This window comes from Crossiella sp. CA-258035, assembly GCF_030064675.1.
Lineage (GTDB): Bacteria > Actinomycetota > Actinomycetes > Mycobacteriales > Pseudonocardiaceae > Crossiella.
The window spans coordinates 5,782,624-5,805,237 of record NZ_CP116413.1; the positions used below are offsets into that span (position 1 = coordinate 5,782,624).

Consider the following 22,614-nt stretch of genomic DNA (forward strand, 5'->3'; position numbering starts at 1 on the left):
CTCGTAACCCTTCCGCGTCGCGGCGAGGGGCCTGCGGACTACTTGAGCCCCAGCTCCTCGTCGATCAGAGCGAACATCTCGTCGTCACTCGCCTCGGCGAGCCCGACCTCGTGCTGGTCCGCCCCTGGCTCGGTGCGGCCGTCCTGAAGAGTCCACAGCAGTTGGGCCAAGCCATTTACCAGTTTTGTCCGCGATTCCTCGGTCAGCTCGCCCCCGGCGACCGCGGCCTCCAGGCGGGCCAGCTCGGCCAGCGCCGCGCCCTGACCCGCGCTGTCCACCAGCTGGCCACGCAGGTAGCGGGCCAGTTCCAGGATGTTGGCGTAGTCGAAGATCAGCGCGGCCGGCAGCCGCAGGCCGGTGCGGGCGCCGAGCACGTTGCGCAGCTCGACCCCGTTGAGCGAGGTCATGCCGAGGTCGACGAACCCGCGCAGCCGGTCCAGCTCCGCGCCGGAGCCGTAGCCGAGCAGGTGCGCGCACTCGGTGGCGACCAGGTCGGCCAGCAGGGTCTCCTGCTCCTTCTCGCTGAGTCCGCGCAACCGCGCGGTCAGCTCCGCGCCGCGCGCGGCCCCGCCACCGGTGGCCGGCGCTGCCCCGGCCGCGGTGCCGCGGACCAGGCCGCGCAGCAGCGGCGGCACCGCGTCCCGGTCCACCGCGCGCAGGTCGATCGGCGCGGCCACCACCAGCGGCGCGGCCACGTGGGTGACCGCGTTCAGCAGGGCGGTGCGCTGTTCCGGCGCGATCGGGACCACGCCGGAGCGGCGCAGCCGGGACCACTCCGCGGCCTCCAGCCGTCCGCCCATGCCGCCCTCGCCGCCCCACAGGCCCCAGGCCACCGACACGCCGGGCAGGCCGAGCGCGCGCCTGCGGTGGGCGAGCGCGTCCAGGAAGGCGTTGGCAGCGGAGTAGGGGCCCTGGCCGGGGCCGCCGGTGAGTCCGGCGACCGAGGAGTAGCAGACGAAGGCGGTCAGCGGGTGCTCGCGGGTGAGCTCGTCCAGCACCACCGCGGAGTCGGCCTTGACCCGCATGACCTGCTCGACCTGCTCGGCGGTGAGGTTGGGCAGCAGGTTGTCGCCGACCACACCGGCCACGTGCACCACACCGGTGAGCGGGCCGTCCAGTCCAGCCAGCAACTCCGTTACCGCGCCACGGTCGGCGGTGTCGCAGGCGACCAGCCGGACCCGTGCGCCCACTTCGGTCAGTTCACGCACCAGCTCCTCAGCCCCGGGTGCGGCCGGTCCGCGCAGGCTGGCCAGCAGCAGGTCGCGGGCACCGTGCTCGACCAGGTGCCGGGCCAGTTCGCCGCCGAGCTTGCCGGTGGCGCCGGTGATCAGCACGGTACCCTCGGTCGGCCACTGCCAGGCCGGTTCGGTCGCAGCCACTCTGGCCAGCCGCGGCACCGAGACCGCGCCCTCACGGACCACCAGCTGGGCCTCGCCGCTGCCCAGTGCGGTCAGCAGCGCGGCCGCCGAGGAGTCGGCACCGTCCACATCGGACAGCACGAACCGACCGGGGTGCTCGGACTGGGCGGTGCGCACCAGGCCCCAGACCCCGGCCTCGGCGATGCCGCTGAGGTCGTCGCCGTCGAGGCCGATGGCGCGCGAGGTGACCACGGCCAGCTTGCTTTCGGCGAACCGCTCGTCGGCCAGGAACTCCTTGATCACGTTCAGTGTCCGGTGCACCGCCTGCCGCGCGGCCTCGGCCAGTTCGCCGGTGCCGCCGGTGACGGGCAGCAGCACGAACTCCGGCGCGTGCCCGCCCCGGCCTTCCAGCAGCGTGTCCAGGGACCCGGACGGCTCAGCGGGCGCCCCACCGCGCACGAACGAGTCGGCCAGCGGACCGTCGCCGAGCACAACCGCGTTGGCCGCGCCGCCGGTGGCGGTCAGCTCGCGCCAGGTCAGCTCGAACAGCACGTCCTGGCCGAGGTCCGAGCCGGATGCCTGGAGCTGGGCGGGGTCGATGGTGCGCATCATCAGCGAGCCGATGGCGGCCATGGGTGCGCCGGAGGTGTCGGTCAGCGTGATGGCCAGGGTGTCCGGGCCGGTGACCTTGAGGTGCACCCGCGCCGCGCTGGCCCCGGCGGCGTGCAGCTGGACGTCGTTCCAGGCGAAGGGCAGCCGCTGCTCCCCCGGTTCACCGCCGCCGACCAGGCCGCTGGCGCGCAGGGCCGCGTCCAGCAGCGCGGGGTGCAGGCCGAACCGGCCTGCCTGCTTTGCGTGCTGCTCGGCCAGCTGGACCTCGGCGAACACCTCGTCCACGCCGATCCAGGCCGCGTCCAGGCCGAGCTCGGCCGCGTTGTCCGCGCGCGTCCCGGCGGGCGGCCAGGGCTGGGCCGGGATGGTGACCGGCAGGTCGGCGCTGAGCGTGCCGGTGGCGTTCTCAGTCCACTGTGGACTGTCCACGGGCCGGGAGTAGATCCGGATGTCCCGGTCGCCGTTGTCCTCCGCCGCGCCGACCAGCACCTGGAGGTAGATCGGGGCGTCCTCGGGCAGCGTCACCGGCCGCACCACGGCCAGCTCGCGCAGGGTCGGGCAGTTCACCTCGTCCCCGGCGCGGATGGCGAGTTCGACCAGGGCCGCGCCCGGCAGCAGCACCGAGCCGCCGACCACGTGGTCGGCCAGCCAGTCGTGGGTGGCGCGGGCGACCCTGCCGGTGAACAGCACCCCGCCGGTGTCCGGCAGGTGCGCCACCGCGCCGAGCAGCGGGTGGTCCGCGTTGACCAGGCCGGTGGCACCCAGGTCACCGGACGTGCCGGAGAGCTCCAGCCAGTAGTGCTGGTGCTGGAAGGCGTAGGTGGGCAACGAGATCCGCCGCGCGCCCGACCCGGCGAACAGCGCGGCCCAGTCCACCGGCACGCCGTGCACGTGCAGGTGGGCCAGGCTGAGCAGCAGCCGGTCCGCACCGCCGTCGTCCCGGCGCAGCGTGCCGGTGACCACCACGTCGTCCCGCTCCTCGAGGGCTTCCAGGATCGGCGTGGTCAGCACCGGATGGCTGCTCACCTCGACGAAGTTCGAGTAACCGGCCTCAGCGAGCGAGCGCACCGCCTGCTCGAACCGCACGGTCTGCCGCAGGTTCCGGAACCAGTACCCGGCATCCGCGACACCCGGCTCGATCCACTGACTGTCCACAGTGGACCACCACGGCACCGAGCCGTCCCGCACCGTGATCCCGGCCAGGACTTCCGCCAGCTTGCCTTCGATGGCGTCCACGTGCGCGCTGTGCGAGGCGTAGTCCACCGGGATCACCCGGGTCCGCAGCCCCCGCTCGGCGCACTGCTCTTCCAGCTGCCGCAACGCGTCCACGTCACCGGCCACCACGGTCGCCGCGGGGCCGTTCACCGCCGCCACGGACAACCCGGCCCACGGCGTGAGGTCGATGTCGTTGACCGGAGCCGCGATCGACATCATCCCACCGCGCCCGGCCAGATCCGCCGCGATCGCCTGACTCCGGAACACCACCACCTTGGCCGCATCTTCCAGCGACAGCGCGCCACTGACACAGGCCGCCGCGATCTCACCCTGCGAGTGCCCGATGACCGCATCCGGCTTGACCCCGGCCGACTCCCACACCGCGGCCAGCGACACCATCACCGCGAAGGAGACCGGCTGCACTACGTCCACCCGGTCCAGCTCACCGCCGCCGGAGATGACGTCCAGCAGCGACCACCCGGTCAGCGGGTCCAGCGCCGCGGCCACCTCGGTCAGCCGCGCGGCGAACACCGGCGAGGTCTTCAGCAGCTCCGCGCCCATGCCGACCCACTGCGCGCCCTGACCGGGGAAGACGAACACGGTCTGGCCGTCGGGCACGGTCCGCCCACTCACCACCGCGACCGAGGTCTCATCCGCCGCCAGCGCCGCCAGCCCGGCCACGGCCTCGTCCCTGGTCGCGGCGACCACCACCGCGCGGTGATCCAGCATGGCGCGGGTGGTGGCCAGCGACCAGCCCACGTCCAGCAGGCCGTCCGGGGCGCGCTCGGCCAGCCGGGCGGCCTGGCCGCGCAGCGCCGCCGCGTTCGCACCGGAGACCAACCACGGCACCACACCGCTGGCCGCGACCAGCCCAGCTCCGCCCCCGGCCTCCGCGCCGCGCCCGAAGCTCGCGCCCCCGGCCCCCGCGCCGTTCCCGAAGCTTGCGCCACCGGCCCCCGCGCCGCGCCCGGGGCCCGCGCCCCCGGCCCCCGCGCCCGCGCTGTCCGTCCCCTGCTCCGCGTCTTCCGGCGCTTCCTCCAAGATCAGGTGCGCGTTGGTCCCGCTCACCCCGAACGAGGACACCGCCGCCCGCCGCGGCCGATCCCCCTCCGGCCACTCCCGCGCCTCCGACAGCAGCCGCACCTCACCCGAGCTCCAGTCCACTTTGGACGTCGGCTCGTCCACGTGCAGCGTCTTGGGCAACACCCCGTGCCGCAACGCCTGCACCATCTTGATCACACCGCCGACCCCGGCCGCGGCCTGGGTGTGCCCGATGTTCGACTTCAGGGACCCCAGCCACAGCGGGGTCTCCCGGTTCTGCCCGTAGGTCGCCAGCACCGCCTGCGCCTCGATGGGATCGCCCAGCACGGTGCCGGTGCCGTGCGCCTCCACCGCGTCGATGTCGGCGGTGGTCAGCCCGGCGCTGGCCAGCGCGGCGCGGATCACCCGTTGCTGGGCCGGCCCGCTCGGCGCGGTCAGCCCGTTGGACGCGCCGTCCTGGTTGACCGCGCTGCCCCGGATCACCGCGAGCACGTTGTGGTTGTTGCGCCGGGCCACCGACAGCTTCTCCAGCAGCACCAGGCCGACGCCCTCGCTCCACGAGGTGCCGTCCGCGGCGTCGGCGAAGGACTTGCACCGCCCGTCCTTGGCCATCCCGCGCTGCAACGAGAACACCACGAACGCGCCCGGTGTGGCCATCACCATCGCGCCACCGGCCAGCGCCATCGAGCAGTCGCCGTTGCGCAGCGCCTGGATCGCCCAGTGCATGGCCACCAGTGAGGAGGAACAGCCCGTGTCCACGGTGACCGCGGGCCCGGCCAGACCCAGCGAATAGGAGATCCGGCCCGAAGCCACGCTGTTCGCGCTGCCGGTGGCCAGGTAGCCCTGGTACTCGTCCAGCACACTGTCCGCGTTCATCGAGTAGCCGTTGGTGGCCACCCCGGTGAACACGCCGACCTCGCTGTCCCGCAACGAGGTCGGGTCGATCCCGGCGTCCTCGAAGGTCTCCCACGCGGTCTCCAGCAACTGCCGCTGCTGCGGATCGGTGGCCATCGCTTCCTTGGGCGACATGCCGAAGTGCGGCGCGTCGAAGTCCCCGGCGCGGTCCAGGAACCCGCCCTCGCTGCAGTAGCTCTTGCCCACCGCGTCCGGGTCCGGGTCGAACAGGTTGGACAGGTCCCAGCCGCGGTCGGTCGGGAACGGGGTGATCGCGTCCCGGCCCTCGGCGACCAGCTGCCACAGGTCCGCCGGCGAGGCCACGCCGCCGGGGTAGCGGCAGGCCATGCCGACGATCGCGATCGGCTCGTCGACCGCCGACTCCGCCTCGCGCAGCCGCTGCCGGGTGGTGTGCAGCTCGGCGGTGACCTTCTTGAGGTAGGAGAGGACCTTGTCGTCGCTGGTCATCGGTGATCTCCAGGCTGATTCAACGGTGTGTTGGCCGTTCTTGGACGGTGTGTTGGCCGAAGTGGGACGGTGTGTTGGCCGTTGCGGGCGGTGTGTTGGCCGTTGCGCGCGTACCGGTTCGGCCAACACGGCGTACGAGAACGGCCAACACGGCGTACGACTTCGGCCAACACGGTGGGGTCCTTTCTGTCAGTCGGTGCCCAGCTCCGAGTCGATGAAGGCGAGGACGTCCTCGGCCGAGGCGGATTCCAGGGTGTCGGCCACGGAGGCCGGGGCGGTGCCCGCCAGGTTGTCGGTGAGCCTGGCGGTGAGGCGGTGCAGCCGGGCGGTGATCTTGGCCTGTTCGACGGCTTCGGCGGGCAGTTGCAGCAGGCTGGATTCCAGCTTCTCCAGCTGTGCCTGCACGTGCTCCAGCGAGTTGCTGTCGGTGTGGCCGAGCTCGGTGCGGATCCGCTTCGCCAGCGCGCTGGCCCTGGGGTGGTCGAACACCGCGGTGGCCGGCAGCCGGACCCCGGTGCGCTTGTTGAGCCGGTTGCGCAGCTCCACCGCGGTCAGCGAGTCGAACCCGATGTCCTTGAACGCGCGGTCCTCGATGGTGGAGCCGTCCCGGTAGCCGAGCACCGCGGCGGCCTCGGTCTGCACCAGCTCGGTGAGCAGCTTGTCCTGCTCCTCCCCGGTGAGTCCGGCCAGCTTCCCGGCGAACTCCGACTCCCCCGGCGCGGCCGCGATTTCCGGCGCGAGCAGCTCGACCACCTCAGGCAGGCCGTTCAGCAGCGGGCGCACCCTGGCCAGGGTGTAGCCGGGGGCGAACCGGGACCAGTCGATGTGTGCCAGGATCCGGTGCGGCGCATCGGTTCCGGCCGCCTGGGCCATTGCCCTGGTGGCCCGCTCCGGGTCCAGGGTGAGCAGGCCCATCCGGCGCAGCTGGTCGGCGGCCTCGGCGTCGACCATGCCGGAGTCGCCACCCCAGGCGCCCCAGGCGATCGCGGTCGCCGCCTCGCCCCTGCCCCGGCGGGCATGTGCCAGGCCGTCCAGGTAGGCGTTGGCCGCGGCGTAGGCCAGCTGGCCGCTGCCGCCCCAGGTCGCCGCGCCGGAGGAGAACAGCACAAACGCGTCCAACTCGTGTCCACGCAACAGTTCGTCCAGGTGCCGGGCACCGTCGATCTTGGCCTGACCGATCTCGTTGAGTTCCTCAGCTGGCATCTCCGAGATCGGGGTCTCCGGCCTGGCCACGCCCGCGGCGTGCACCACCGCGGTCAGGTCCGGCAGGTCGGCGAGCACCGCGGCGAGCTGGTCGCGGTCGGCGACATCGCAGGCCCGCACGCTCACCCTGGCACCGATCTCGTTGATCTCCGCGGTCAGCTCCGCCACACCGGCGGCGTCCGGACCCTTGCGGGACAACAACACCAGCCGTTCGGCACCGTTGGTCGCGGCCCAGCGGGCGATGTGCGCGCCGAGCGCGCCGGTGCCGCCGGTGACCAGGACCGTGCCGCGCGGCTGCCAAGCCGTTGCCCCGGACAGGCTTTCCCGGCGCAGTCGCCGACCGAAGGCCGCGGACTCCCGGATCGCCACCTGGTCCTCGCCGTCGGTACCGGCCAGCACCGCGACCAGCCTGCCGAGCGCGGCCTCGTCCAGCCGCGTTGGCAGGTCTACGATGCCGCCCCAGAGCGCGGGCCGGTCCAGGCCGAGCACGATGCCCATGCCCCACAACTCCGGCTGGTGCGCGCTGGTCACCTCGGCCGGGTCGGTCACCGCGACCGCGCCGCTGGTCAGGCACCACAAGGGCGCGGCGAGTCCGAGCCGTTCCACGGTCTGCACCAGGGCGAGGGTGTCCGCGGACCGCTCGTCCCAGGCCAGCAGGGACAGCACACCGGCGTAGTCCTCGTTGGCCTCGATCGCGTCCAGGGTGGCCACGATCGCCTTGGCGCCGTGGGAGTTCAGGCCGTCGACCACCGCGCTCACCGGCGCGTCGGCGTTGGCTGGCGCGAGGACCAGCCAGGTGCCGGTCAGCTCGGCCGCGCCGGTGTTCAGCGGTTCCCAGCCGATCCGGTAGGACCACTCGTCGGCCGCGGTGGCCTCCTGGTGGCGGCGTCGCCACGAGGTCAGGCCGGGCAGCACCGGCGCGAACGCGGCCTCGTCCACGCCGAGCGAGTCGGCCAGCGCGCTCGCGTCGCCCTGTTCCACCGCGGTCCAGAACGCGCTGTCCGCGACCCCGGCCACGGCCTGCTCCGGTTCGGCCCAGTAGTTCTCGTGCTGGAAGGCGTAGGTGGGCAGTGGGATCCGTCGCGCGCCCGCGCCGAGGAACAGCCGGGCCCAGTCCACCGCGACGCCGTGCACGTGCAGCTGGGCCAGGCTGAGCAGCAGCCGGTCCGCGCCGCCGTCGTCCCGGCGAAGGGTGCCGGTGACCACGGTGTCGTTGAGCGCCAGCGCGTCCAGGGTGTCCTGGATGGCGGCGGTGAGCACCGGGTGGCTGCTCACCTCGACGAAGGCCGCGTAGCCGCTCTCGGCCAGCGCCCGCACCGCCTGCTCGAACCGCACGGTCTGGCGCAGGTTGCGGAACCAGTATTCCCCGGCCACCTCCGCCGGGTCCAGCCACTGACTGTCCACAGTGGACCACCAGGGCACCTGGCCCTCGCCGATGACCACCCCGGCCAGCACCTCGCGCAGCTCCTCCTCCAGGGAGTCGACGTGCGCGCTGTGCGAGGCGTAGTCCACCGGGATCATCCGCGCCCGGTAGCCGCGTTCCTCGCTCCAGGCGGCCAGTTCCTCCAGCGCGGCCACCTCACCGGCGAAGACCGTCGCGGAGGGTCCGTTGATCGCGGCCACCGACACCTGGTCGGCCCAGCGGCTGAGGTCGATCTCCGCGGCAGGCGCGGCCACCGACAACATGCCGCCAAGCCCGGCCAGGCCCTGCGCGATCGCCTTGCTGCGCAACACCACGACCCTGGCCGCGTCCTCCAGCGACAGCGCACCGCTGACACAGGCCGCCGCGATCTCACCCTGCGAATGCCCGATCACCGCGTGCGGTCGCACCCCCGCCGACTCCCACACCGCGGCCAGGGAGACCATCATCGCGAAGGAGGCGGGCTGCACCACGTCCACCCGGTCCAGCTCACCGCCACCGGAGATCACGTCCAGCAGCGACCACCCGGTCAACGGATCCAGCGCCGCCGCGACCTCGGCCAGCCGCGCAGCGAACACCGGGGACGCCTTCAACAGTTCGGCGCCCATGCCGACCCACTGCGCGCCCTGACCGGGGAAGACGAACACCGTCCGCCCGTCCACCACGGCCTGCCCGGTCACCGCGAACGGCGACGGCTCCTCGGCGGCCAGCGCGTCGAGCGCGGCCACCGCGTCCTGTCGGCTGGGCGCGACCACCACGGCCCGGTGGTCCAACGAGGCCCTGGTGGTGGCCAGCGACCAGCCCACATCGGCCGGTTCGGTGTCCTCGGCGACCCGCGCGGCCAGCCGGGCGGCCTGCCCGCGCAACGCGGCCGGGACCGCCGCGGAGAGCACCCAAGGCACCACGCCAGCGGAGGCGACCAGCCCGGAACCGTTGGCGGACAACGGCTCGGCGACCTCCGGGGCCTGCTCCAGGATCACGTGCGCGTTGGTGCCGCTGACCCCGAAGGAGGACACCGCCGCACGCCGCGGCCGGTCCAGCTCGGGCCAGTCCCGCGCCTCGGCGAGCACCTCCACCGCGCCCTGGGACCAGTCCACCTTGCTGGAGGGCTCGCCCACGTTGAGCGACTTGGGCAGCACGCCGTGCCGCATCGCCTGCACCATCTTGATCACACCGCCAACCCCGGCGGCAGCCTGGGTGTGCCCGATGTTCGACTTCAGCGAGCCCAGCCACAGTGGCGTTTCCCGGTTCTGCCCGTAGGTCGCCAGCAGGGCCTGGGCCTCGATCGGATCACCGAGGGTGGTGCCGGTGCCGTGCGCCTCGACCACGTCGACGTCCGAAGTGGACAGTCCGGCGCTGGCCAACGCGGCGCGGATCACCCGCTGCTGCGCCGGTCCGCTCGGCGCGCTCAGCCCGTTGGACGCGCCGTCGGAGTTGATCGCGCTGCCGCGCACCACGGCCAGGATCCGGTGCCCGTGCCGCTTGGCGTCGGAGAGCCGCTCCAGCACCAGCACGCCAACACCCTCGCCCCAGCCAACGCCGTCGGCGTCATCGGAGAAGGACCGGCAGCGCCCGTCCGGCGACAGCGCCCGCTGCCGGGAGAACTCCACGAACCCGGCCGGGGTCGACATGATCGTCACGCCACCCGCCAGCGCCAACTGGCATTCGCCCGCCCGCAAGGCCTGGGCCGCCAGGTGCATGGCCACCAGCGAGGAGGAACAGGCAGTGTCCACGGTGACGGTCGGCCCCTCCAGCCCGAGCGTGTAGGCCACCCGCCCGGAGGCGACGCTGGCCAGACCACCGGTGGCCTGGTGCCCTTCATATTCCTGGCCGAGCAGGTTCGGGTAGTCGTTGCAGCTCAACCCGGTGAACACGCCGGTCGCGCTGCCGCGCAGCACCCGGGGGTCGATCCCGGCGTCCTCCAGGGCTTCCCAGGAGGTCTCCAGCAGCAGCCGCTGCTGCGGGTCGGTGGCCACGGCCTCGCGCGGTGACATGCCGAAGAACCCGGGGTCGAACTGTCCGGCCTCGTGCAGGAAGCCGCCGCGCTTGGTGTAGCTGCGGCCCTTGCGGTCCGGGTCCGGGTCGTACAGGTTGCCCAGGTCCCAGCCGCGGTTGGCCGGGAACTCGGTGGTCGCGTCGATCCCGTTGAACACCAGGTCCCACAACGCGTCCGGCCCGTCCACGCCACCGGCGAACCGGCAGCCGATGCCGACGATCGCGATCGGCTCGTCCACCGCGATCGGTCCCTGGCTCTGCGCGGAGGAGTCGGCGCCGCCGTTCAGCTCGCGCAGCAGGAACTCGGTCAGGTCGGCGACCGTCGGGTGGTCGAAGGCCAGCGTCGCGGGCAGCGCGAGCCCGGTGGCCGCGGACAGCCCCCTGGAGAGCCGCAACGCCAGCAGCGAGTCAAAACCCAGCTCCTGGAACGGCCGCTCGGCAGGGATCTTGCCCTGGTGGCCCAGCACCGAGGCCACCCGCTCGCTCACCAGCTCGCGCAGCGAACGGGCCTGGTCCTCGGTGGTCCGGTCCAGCACCACGGGCTCGGGCTGCGGCGCCTGCGGCTGCTGCCCGTCCGGCCAGAACCGCCGCCGCTGGAAGGCATAGGTCGGAACATCCACAAAGGACCCAGCGGGCAGCAGCCGCGGCCAGTCCACGTCAACCCCGGCCACGTGCAGCTCGGCCAGCCCGCGCAGCAGCGACCGGTGCTCATCCGGTTGTTCCGCGTGCAGCAACGAGGTCACCGCCGCGTCCACCGGCAGCGCCTCCGCCGCGGGCACGCCGAGCGAGGCGCCCGGCCCCAGCTCCAGCACCGCCCGCACCCCGGCCCCGGCCAGCACCGCTATCGCGTCGCCGAACCGCACCGGCTCGCGCACCTGCCGCACCCAGTAGTCCACCGAGCCCAGCTCCGTGCCCAGCGCGCCGGTCCGGGTGGACACCACCGGAATCCGGGCCTCACCGAAGGAGATCCCGTCGATCGCCGCGGCGAACTCGGCCAGCATCGGATCCATCAGCGCCGAGTGGAACGCGTGGCTCACCGGCAGCTGCTTGGTCCGGAACCCCTGCGCGGCAAGGACCGCGGCCACCCCGGCCACCGCCTCCGCCGCGCCGGAGAGCACCAGCGCCTCGGGTGCGTTGACCGCGGCAATGGACACCTCGGCCCGGTCCCGCACCAGCGGTTCGACCACCGACTCCGGTGCCCCGACCGCGACCATCGCGCCACCGCTGGGCAGCGCCTGCATCAGCCGCGCCCGCGCGGAGACCACCGCGCACGCATCGGCCAGCGACAGCACCCCGGCCACGTGCGCGGCGGCCAGCTCGCCGATCGAGTGCCCGGCCACGAAGTCCGGGGTCACGCCCCAGGACTCCACCAGCCGGAACAGCGCCACTTCCAGCGCGAACAGGGCGGGCTGCGCGGTTCCGGTCTCGTTGAGCGCGGACGCGTCGTCGCCCCACATGACCTCGCGCACGTGCTCGCCCAGTTCGGCGACCACCGCGTCGAATGCCTCGGCGAAGACCGGGAAGCGCTGGTACAACTCGCGTCCCATGCCGAGGCGCTGCGATCCCTGACCGGAGAAGACGAACGCGGTCTTCCCAGTCGTGGCAACACCTCTGGCGGCCACGGCACCGTCGAGCAGGACGGCCCGGTGCGCGAAGGTGCTGCGGTGGGTGGCCAGGGAGTGGGCGAGGTCGGCGACGGGGGTGTGTTCCAGCGCAGCGGAAATCCGGTCGATCTGAGCCGCCAGGGCATCCGCCGACTTGCCCGAAACGAGCAGTGGAACCGGCGTTTCCGCAGCGACCTCAGTCGGTTCACCCGTGATCACCAGCGGTTGCTCCAGGATCACGTGCGCGTTGGTCCCGCTCACGCCGAACGCCGACACCGCGGCCCGCCGCGGCCGCCCGGCCTCCGGCCAGGCCACCGGCTCGGTCAGCAACCGCACCGCACCCGCGGCCCAGTCCACCCGCGAGGACGGCTCACTCACGTGCAGGGTCCTGGGCACCACGCCGTGCCACATCGACTGCACCATCTTGATGATCCCGGCCACTCCGGCAGCGGCCTGGGTGTGCCCGATGTTCGACTTCAGCGACCCCAGCAGCACCGGCTGTTCCCGTTCCCGCCCATAGGTCGCCAGCAGCGCCTGCGCCTCGATCGGGTCGCCGAGCCGGGTGCCGGTGCCGTGCGCCTCCACCACGTCAACGTCCGAAGTGGATAGTCCGGCGCTGGCAAGGGCTTCCTGGATCACCCGCTGCTGGGCCGGTCCGTTCGGCGCGGTGAGGCCGGTGGACGCGCCATCGGAGTTGACCGCGGAACCCTTGACCACCGCGAGGATCCGGTGCCCGTTGCGCTGCGCGTCGGAGAGCCGTTCCAGCACCAGCACGCCGACGCCCTCGGACCAACTGGTGCCGTCCGCGTCATCGGAGAACGCCTTGCACCGGCCGTCCGGGGCGAGCGCGCGCTGCCGGGAGAACTCCACGTGCGCGGCCGGGGTCGACATCACGGTGACCCCGCCGGCCAGCGCGAGCGAGCACTCCCCGTTGCGCAGGGCCTGCATCGCCAGGTGCAGCGCGACCAGCGAGGAGGAGCAGGCGGTGTCCAGGCTGAGCACCGGGCCTTCCAGCCCGAACAGGTAGGCGACCCGGCCGGAGGCGACGCTCGCGATGCTGCCGGTGGACCGGTGTCCCTCGTACTCCGCGCCGAGCAGGTGGCCGTAGTCGGTGGCGCTCACACCGGTGAACACGCCGGTCTTGCTGCCGCGCAACCGCTGCGGCGGGATGCCCGCGTGCTCCAGTGCGGCCCAGGTGGTTTCCAGCAGCAGGCGCTGCTGCGGGTCGGTGGCGGCGGCCTCGTGCGGGGACATGCCGAAGAAGTCCGCGTCGAAGGTGGCCGCCTCGTCCAGGAAGTAGCCGGAGCGCACGTAGACGGTGCCGGGGTGGTCCGGGTCCGGGTGGTAGAGCGAGTCCACTGGCCAGCCGCGGTCCGCCGGGAACGGGCTGCGCGCGTCGCCACCCACCTCGACCAGGTCCCACAGCGCCTGTGGGCTGTCGATGCCGCCGGGGAAGCGGCAGCCCATGCCGACGATCACGATCGGATCGGACTGGTCTGCCGAGGCGGTCACCGGCGCGGCGGATTTGGTTGTGCCGCCGGAGAGTTCGCGGTGCAGGTAGTCGGCGAGCGCGGTGACGCTGGAGTAGTCGAAGGCCACCGTGGCGGGCAGGTTCAGCCCGGTCGCGGCGGAGAGCGCGCGGCTCAGTTCCACCGCGGTCAGCGAGGTGAAGCCCAGGTCGCCGAACAGCGTGTCCTCGGCGATGCCCTCGGTGTAGCGGAGCACCGCGGAGACCCGCTCCCCCACCAGTTGCCGCAGCTGCGCCAGCTCCACCCGGGCGGCGGCCGGAGCCGTCGTGGTGACCACGGGAGCGGCGGCCGGGGCCAGCTCGCGCAGGGCCGCGGGCAGATCGGCCGCGTGGCCGAGCGCCGCGACGTCCAGCGCCGCACCGGCCACGTACGGGCTCTGCCCGGCGACCGCCCGGTCGAACAGGGCCAGGCCCTGGGACTCGGACAGCCCGGACAGCCCGTGGTAGGCCAGCGACCGCCAGTCCTCGGCGGACAGGTCGGTGGCCATGCCCACCGTCCACGGCCCCCACGCGATCGACAGTCCGGGCAGCCCGGCGGCCCGGCGGGCGCGGGCCAGCTCGTCCAGCGCCGCGTTGGCCGCCGCGTAGCTGGCCTGCCCGCGCGCGCCCACGATCCCGGCCAGCGAGGAGAAGACGACGAACCCGGCCAGGTCCAGCTCGCGGGTGGCCTCGTGCAGGTGCCAGGCCACATCGACCTTGGCCCGCAACACCGCGGCCAGCCGTACCCCGGTCAGCGACTCCAGCAACCCGTCATCGACGAACCCGGCGGCGTGCACCACCGCGCCCAGCGCCGGGATACCGGCCACCAACTCGGCGACTGCCGACCCGTCGGTCAGGTCGCAGGCCACGATCCGCACGTCGGCATCCAGCCCGGCGGCCCACTCGGTGATGCCCTCGACCGCCGGGCCGCGGCGGCTGGCCAGGACCAGCCGCCGGAACCCTTGGCGGGACAGGTGTTCGGCCAGCGCGCGGCCGATGCCACCGGTGCCGCCGGCGAGCAGCACGGTGCGCTCACGGTCCCAGCCCACGGTGGCCGGACGCGGCGCGAGCGGCGTCAGCCGGGGTGCGAGGATCCGGGAGTCGCGGACCAGCAGGCTCGGTTCCGCGCTGGTCAGGTAGGGCCAGGCGAGTTCGGCCTCGGCGGCGGAGTTCGCGGCCAGGTGCAGGAAGCGGCCGGGGTGTTCGGCGGCGGCGGAGCGCACCACACCGGCCACCGCGGCGGCGGCCACGCCCTCGACGGGGGTGCGCACGACCAGGCGGGCACCGGACTCGTCGCTCAGCCAGCCCTGCACCAGTTCCAGCGCGCGGGCGGCCTCGGCGAACACCGCGGCAGGCTCGTCATCGACCCGCCCAGCCTCGACAATCTCGACCGCGGGCGACTCTGCATCAGTGGCGGCGACCGGCCGCCACTCCACGCCGAACAGCCGCCCCGCGCCCCCGTGCTGCACCGAGGGCCAGTACCGCTTGTGCTGGAACGCATACGTCGGCAGCTCCACCACCGAACCCCCTGGCAGCAACCGGGTCCAGTCCACCGCGACCCCGGCCACGTACAGCCCGGCCACCCCGGCCAGCACCGACTCCGCCTCATCCGGCCGGTCGGCGCGCAGCAGCGCGGTCACCACCGCCCGCTCGGGCAGCGACTCCGCGGCGGCCGCGCACAGCAGCCCGTCCGGCCCGACCTCCAGCACGGCCCGCACCCGCGCCGCCGCCAGCGCACCGATCGCGTCGGCGAAGCGCACCGGCTGCCGCACCTGCCGCACCCAGTAGTCCACCGATCGCAGTTCCTCGCCCTCGGCGAGCGCGCCGGTAACCGTTGACACCACGGGGATGCGCGGCTCACGGAAGCTGATCCCGGCCAGCGACTCGGCGAACTCGGCCAGCATCGGATCCATCAGCGGCGAGTGGAAGGCGTGGCTGACCGCGAGCAGCTTGGTGCGGCGGCCACGCCCGGCCAGCACCTCCTTGACCTCGGCCACCGCCTCGGCCGACCCGGCCACCACGATGTTGCGCGCGGCGTTCACCGCCGCGATGGAGACCGCCGGCCGGTCGGTCAGCAGCTCGGTGACCTCGGACTCCTCGGCGTCCACGGCCAGCATCGCGCCACCGCTGGGCAGCGCCTGCATCAGCCGGGCCCTGGTGGTGACCAGCGTGCACGCATCGGCCAGCGACAGGATGCCGCTGACGTGCGCGGCGGCGATCTCGCCGATGGAGTGCCCGACCAGGTAGTCCGGTCGCACGCCCCAGGACTCGAGGAGCCGGAACAGCGCCACCTCCACCGCGAAGATCGCGGGCTGAGCCCAGCCGGTCTGGTTCAGCCGGTCGGCGTCCTCACCCCACATCACCGCGCGGATCGGCTCGGCCAGTCCGGTGTCCAGCTGGGTGGCCACCGCGTCCAGCGCTTCGGCGAAGACCGGGAACCGCTGGTACAGCTCGCGTCCCATGCCCAGGCGCTGGGCGCCCTGGCCGGAGAAGACGAACGCGGTCCCACCCTCGGTGGCGGTTCCCCTGGCGATCTCACTGCCGTCCAGCAGCACAGCGCGGTGCTCGAAGGCGGTGCGGGTGGTGGCCAACGAGTAGGCGATGTCCACAGTGGACAGGTCTGAGTCCAGCAGCGGGCGGATGCGGGCGAGCTGCTCGTCCAGCGCGGTCGCGCTGCGGCCGGAGACCGGCATCGGCACCAGGTCCGCGTCGGGGGTCTCGGCGCGCTCCTCGGCCGGGGCCTGTTCCAGGATGACGTGTGCGTTGGTGCCGCTGATGCCGAAGGAGGACACCGCGGCCCGGCGCGGCCGGTCCACCGCGGGCCACTCGACCTCTTCGGTGAGCAGCCGGACCTCGCCACTGGACCAGTCCACCTGCGCCGAGGGCGTGGTCAGGTGCAGGGTGCGCGGCACCACGCCGTGCCGCATGGCCTGCACCATCTTGATCACACCGCCGACGCCGGCCGCGGCCTGGCTGTGGCCGATGTTCGACTTCAGCGAGCCGAGCAGCAGCGGGTGCTCCCGGTCCTGACCGTAGGTGGCGAGCAGGGCGCGGGCCTCGATCGGGTCGCCGAGCGAGGTCCCGGTGCCGTGCGCCTCCACCACGTCAACGTCCGAAGCAGCCAGTCCGGCGGAGTTCAACGCGGCACGGATCACCTTGCGCTGGGCGGTGCCGTTGGGCGCGGTCAGGCCGTTGGAGGCGCCATCGGAGTTGATCGCCGAGCCCTTGAGCACGGCCAGCACCCGGTGCCCGTTGCGCCGCGCGTCGGAAAGCCGTTCCAGCACAACGACGCCGACGCCCTCAGACCAGCCGGTGCCGTCGGCCTCGTTGGCGAAGGCCTTGCAGCGGCCGTCCGCGGACATCACCCGCTGCCGGGAGAACTCCACGAACGCGGTGGGCGTGGACATCACGGTCGCGCCACCGGCGATGGCCAGCGAACACTCCCCGGTGCGCAGCGACTGGGCCGCCAGGTGCAGCGACACCAGCGAGGAGGAGCAGGCGGTGTCCACCGAGACCACCGGGCCCTCCAGACCCAGGGTGTAGGCGACCCGGCCGGAGGCGACGCTGTGCGTGCTGCCGATGCTCTGCTCACCCTCGAACTCGGCGTCCAGCAGCGGCCCGTAGTCGGTGTAGATCACGCCGACGAACACGCCGGAGTCGCTGCCGCGCAACGACCTCGGCTCGATCCCCGCGCGTTCCAGCGCCTCCCAGGTGGTCTCCAGCAACAGCCGCTGCTGGGCGTCGGTGGCCATCGCCTCGCGTGGGGACATGCCGAAGAACCCGGCGTCGAACTCGGCCGCGTCGTGCAGGAACCCGCCCGCGCGCACATAGGTGGTGCCGCGCCGGTCCGGGTCCGGGTCGTAGAGGCCCGCGGTGTCCCAGCCGCGGTCGGCCGGGAACTCGGTGATCGCGTCCACCCCGTCGGACACCAGCTGCCACAGGCCATCCGGATCGACCACACCGCCCGGGTAGCGGCAGCCCATGCCGACGATCACGATCGGATCCGAGTCGTCGACCTGGCGGGTGTGTTCCCGCACCGGCTCGTCGGAACCGGTCAGCTCGGCCAGCAGGTGGTCGGCGAGCGCGATCACGTTGGGGTGCTCGAAGACCAGGGTGGTGGGCAGCGGCAGCTCGGTGGCCGCGGACAGCGCCCGGCTCAGCTCCACCGCGGTCATCGAGTCGAAGCCCAGCTCCCGGAAGGCGCGGTCCACAGGCACCTCACCGGTGTAGCGCAGCACCGCCGCGACCCGCGCCCGCACCAGCTCGCGCAGCGCGGCCACCTGCTCCGCCCTGGACCCGCCGGCCAGCACCCCGGACACCGCGGCCACCGCCGCCGTGCCCCGGCGCAGCACCGCGGGACCCGATCCGGCCAGCTCGCGCAGCACCGGCGCGACCACCGGCTGACGGCGTACCGCGGCGAGGTCGATCGGCAGCACCAGCGCGGCAGCCAGCTCCGAGGCGGCCAGCCGGTCGAACGCGGCCAGCCCGTCGGCCACCGGCAACTGCCGGAACCCGGCGGCGACCATCCGCTGCCGGTCCGCCTCGCTCATCCCGGCGGAGAGCCCGGCTTCCCAAGCGCCCCAGGAGATCGCCAGTCCCGGCTGACCGTTGGCGCGCCGGGTCTGGACCAGCTCGGTCATGGCCGCGTCGGCCGCGGCGTAGGCGGCCTGGCCCGCGTTGCCGAAGACACTGGCGGCCGAGGAGTAGACCACAAATCCGGCCAGGTCACGGGTGGCATCGTGCAGGTGCCAGGCGGCGTCGATCTTCGGCCGCAGCACGGCGGAAAGCCGTTCGGGCGTCAGGGACTCGACCACGGCGTCATCGAGGACGGCCGCGGTGTGCACGACGGCGGCCAGGTTGCCGACACCGTCGACCAGCTCCCGAACCGAGTCCATTGTGGACAGATCGCAGGCAGTAGCGGTGGCCTCGGCTCCCAGCTCGCGAAGTTCGGCGAGGAGTTCGGCGGCACCGGGCGCATCGGGTCCTTGGCGACTGGCCAGGACGAGGTTGCGGAATCCGTTGGCGGCCAGGTGCCGAGCGAGTTCGCTGCCCAGTCCGCCGGTGCCACCGGTGATGAGCACGGTGCCATCCCGATCCCAGTCAAGCTCAGCCGCGACCGGCTCGACCCTGCGCAGCCGGGGCGCGAGCACCTGGCCATCGGCGATCCGCAGCCAGGATTCCTCACCCACGTACGGCGTGGCCAGCGCTGGATCAGCTCCGGAGGGCACAGCCAGATGCGTGAAGCGGCCCGGGTGTTCCGCGACCACCGACCGCAGGAACCCGCCCACGGCCGCCGCCGCGGGACCCGAATCCGGTGTCACCACAACAAGCCGGGCGGTGTTCTCCCCGGCCAGCCACTCGCGCACCAGCTCCAGCGCTCGCGCGGTGGCCTCGTGCACCGCGGCCAGGTCGTCCCCGGTGCCGATCTCGGCGAAGACCGCTTCCGGCGCTTCCGGTGGGTCGGTCAGCGGGATCCAGTCCAGCGCGAACAGGCCATCGGCCGGGAGTTCGACCGGGCGCAGGGTCACCGAGCGGGCGGTGAGCACCGGCGCGCCGGACGGATCGGCGGCGCGCAGCTCCCACTCGTCCTGGGCGAGCGGGGCGAGCTGCACGCGCAGGGTGGTGGCGCCGGTGGCGTGCAGGGTGACGTCCTGCCACTCCACCGGCAGGGTGCCCTCGGCCACGGTCAGGATGGCGGACTGGAGCAGCGTGGGGTGGATGCCGAACGCACCGGGGTCGGTCACCGACACCTCGGCGATCTGGCCATCCGCGCGGTTTTCCGGCAGCTCCAGGGCGTTCTTGGCCAACTGGCCGGAAGCGTGCCGGGTCCAGTCGGCGAGCGAGTCGGCGGCGCGGGCGTGCACCGAGACCGTGCGACGCTCGTCGGATCCGGCCGGGCCGACCACGATCTGGAGCTGCGCGCCGCCCTCGGGCAGCACCAGCGGGGTCAGCTGGGTCAGGTTGGCGACCCTGGCACAACCGACCTCGTCGGCCGCGCGCACCACCAGTTCCAGCAGCGCGCTGCCCGGCACCACGGGGTGCTCGGCCAGCCAGGGATGGGTGTCGGCGGCCAGGCGTCCGGTGAGCACCACGCCAGAGCCGTCGCCCAGCGGCACGGCCGCGCCGAGCACCGGGTGCCTGGTCGGGGTCAGACCAAAAGCGGAGGCGTCACCGGCGATTCGCGGTGCGGGCCAGTACTTCTGCCGCTGGAAGGCGTAGGTGGGCAGGTCGACAACCCGCGCGCCGGACCCGGCGAACCAGGCCGACCAGTCCACCTGACCGCCGCGGACCCACCACGCGCCAACGGACTCCAGGAACCGTCGCGCGCCACCTTCGTTGCGGCGCAAGGTCCCGGTGACCACGCCCTCCATCCCGAGCCCGTCCAGCGTCGCCTGGATCTCGGCCGCCAGCACCGGATGCGGGCTGACCTCGATGATCCGGTTGTGGCCGGACTGGATCAGCGCCTGCATCGCCGGGAAGAAGTGCACCTGCTGCCGCAGGTTCCGGAACCAGTAGCCGCCATCCAGCTCGGCGGTGTCCAGCCAGTCCCCGGTCACCGTGGAGTAGAACGGAATCTCCCCGGTCCGCGGCCGCACTGAGGCCAACAGCTGCCCCAGTTCGGTCTCCAGCTCGGCCACGAACTCCGAGTGCGAGGCGTAGTCCACCGCGATCCGCTTGACCCGTACCCCATCGGCCTCGCAGCCGCGCACAAACTCCGCCAGCGCCCGCTCCTCGCCGGACACCACCACGGCGGCCGGCCCGTTCACCGCCGCGATCCCCACCCCGTCGCCAAGCCGCGCCTGCACCTCCGCCGCGGGCAGCGCGACCGAGGCCATCCCACCCCGGCCGGCCAGCACCCGCGCGATCAACTGCGACCGCCGCGCAACCACCAACGCCCCATCAGCCAACGACAACCCGCCAGCCACAACCGCCGCGGCAACCTCACCCTGTGAGTGGCCGACCACTCCCTCTGCCACCACTCCCATCGACTGCCACAACGCCGCCAACGAAACATTGACCGCCCAGTTCACCGGCTGCACAACGTCAACGCGTGCCAGCAACTCCTCATCCGCCAAAGCATGAGTGATCGACCACTCAACATGCGGCGTAAGGGCCTCGGCACACTCAGCAAAGCGAGCGGCGAACACCGGCGAGTCGGCCAGCAGCTCACGAGCCATGCCAACCCACTGCGAGCCCTGGCCGGGGAAGACGAAGAGCGAGCGACCACCGGCGAGCACCGTGCCGGACACCACTCCCCCGGCCTCGGCGAATCCGGCGTCGGCGAACTCGCGCAACAGGCCGGGCAGGTCATCGCCGACCACGACGGAGCGCACGGGCAGGTTGGCGCGGGAGGTGACCAGCGAGTGGCCAATGTCCAGGGCGGAGTCGGAAGCGAGAGCGTCGGCCAGCCGCGCGGACTGCCCACGCAGCGCGGCTTCGGACTTGGCGGAGAACACCAGCGGAACGGCCAGTGGCGTCACACCCAGTCCAGCGGCCCGCTCACCGGGGAGCCTCTCAGCGCCCTGCGTCTGTTCGACCGAGCGCTGCTCGGCCTGCGGCGTCTCCACCGCTGCGGGCTGCTCAGCGCCCCGTGCCTCATCGGCCGGAAGCGGCCCAGCACCCGATGCCCCCTTCGCCGCGAGCTGCCCGGCCTGCGGCGTCTCCGTCACTGCGAGCTGCTTCGTGCCCGGCACCCCGTCAACAGATAGCTGCTCTGTGCCCCGTGCCCTGTCAACCGCAAGCGGCTCAACGCCGTGCGCCGCCTTGCCCGCGACCGCCTCAGCGCCGCGCGTCCAATCAGCCACCCGCCGCTCAGCGCCCAGCGCCCCCTCACCCTGAGGCCCCTCGGCACCCCCTGCCCTCTCGACCGAACGCTGCCCAGCGCCGTCGACCCCTTCGACCGCGCCCCGTTCCGCGCCCGCGTCCTCCACCGGCGCCTGCTCGATCACAATGTGCGCGTTCGTCCCACTAACCCCGAACGAGGACACCGCCGCCCGCCGAGGCCGATCCACCTCCGGCCACGGCACCGTCTCCGTGACCAGCTCCACCGCCCCCGCCGACCAGTCCACATGCGACGAAGGCTCGGTCACGTGCAAGGTCTTCGGCACGATCCCGTGCCGCACCGCCTGCACCATCTTGATCACACCCGCGACCCCCGCCGCGGCCTGCGTGTGCCCCAGGTTCGACTTGATCGACCCCAGCAGCAGCGGCCGTTCCCGCCCCTGCCCATAGGTGGCCAGCAATGCCTGCGCCTCGATCGGGTCGCCCAACGTCGTTCCGGTACCGTGCGCCTCGACCAGATCAACGTCCGAAGTGGACAGTCTCGCCTCGCGCAGCGCGTCCTGGATGACCCGCTGCTGGGACGGGCCGTTCGGGGCGGTCAGCCCATTCGACGCGCCGTCCTGGTTGGTCGCGCTGCCGGTGATGACCGCCAGGATCCGGCGGCCGTTGCGGCGGGCGTCGGAAAGGCGTTCCAGCACAACGACTCCGACGCCCTCGCTCCAGGCCGTGCCGTCCGCGGAGTCGGAGAATGCCTTGCAGCGGCCGTCGGGGGCCAGGCCGCCCTGGCGGGTGAACTCGATGAACGCGGTCGGCTGGGTCATGATCGACGCGCCGCCGGCCAGGGCCAGGGTGCACTCGCCGGTGCGCAGGGCGTTGATGGCCAGGTGGATGGTGACCAGCGAGGAGGAACAGCCCGTGTCCACGGTGACCGCGGGACCTTCCAGGCCCAGCGCGTAGGACACCCGGCCGGAGGCGACGCTGGGCGCGCTGTTCAGGCTCAGGTAGCCGCGGGAGTCCTCCGGGTCGAGCAGGTCGCCGTAGTCGCCGTAGACCAGGCCGGTGTAGACGCCGGTGCGGCTGCCCTTGAGCTTCTCCGGGTCGATCCTGGCGTGTTCCAGGGCCTCCCAGGAGGTTTCCAGCAGCAGGCGGTGCTGGGCGTCGGTGGTCAGCGACTCCCTCGGGGACATGCCGAAGAACTCGGAGTCGAACAGCGCGGCGTCGTCCAGGAAACCGCCGACCCTCGGGTAGTCCACCCCGCCGGTCGGCCAGTTCCGGTCGGCGGGCACCGCGGACATGACATCGCGTTCGGACCGGACCAGCTCCCACAGGTCCTCCGGGCCGCGCACGCCACCGGGGAACCGGCAGCCGATGCCCACGATCGCGATCGGCTCCCGGCCCTGCGCCTCGAGCTCCTCGATGCGCTGGCGCGCCCGGCGCAGGTCGACCGTGACCTTGCGGAGGTAGTCGACAACCTTGTCCTGCTGTTCTGGCATCCGGTGTACCTGCCCGTCGGCT

At 73.0% G+C, this 22,614-nt stretch carries 2 protein-coding genes; both read right to left on the minus strand.

Annotated features, from left to right (window positions below; genetic code table 11):
- Positions 1-38 precede the first annotated feature (38 nt).
- On the minus strand, positions 39-5,588 hold the full coding sequence (locus tag N8J89_RS26330) for a type I polyketide synthase (RefSeq protein ID WP_283659694.1): 5,550 nt from the start codon (positions 5,586-5,588) through the stop codon (positions 39-41).
- Positions 5,589-5,777: 189 nt separating this feature from the next.
- Entirely contained in the window at positions 5,778-22,592 is a 16,815-nt protein-coding gene (locus tag N8J89_RS26335; RefSeq protein WP_283659695.1) for a type I polyketide synthase, read from the minus strand.
- Positions 22,593-22,614: the final 22 nt, after the last annotated feature.

Bases quoted from the DNA above. Each gene is read 5' to 3' on its own strand.
- N8J89_RS26330 (WP_283659694.1), bottom strand. From the start codon at position 5,588: ATGACCAGCGACGACAAGGTCCTCTCCTACCTCAAGAAGGTCACCGCC.
- N8J89_RS26335 (WP_283659695.1), bottom strand. From the start codon at position 22,592: ATGCCAGAACAGCAGGACAAGGTTGTCGACTACCTCCGCAAGGTCACG.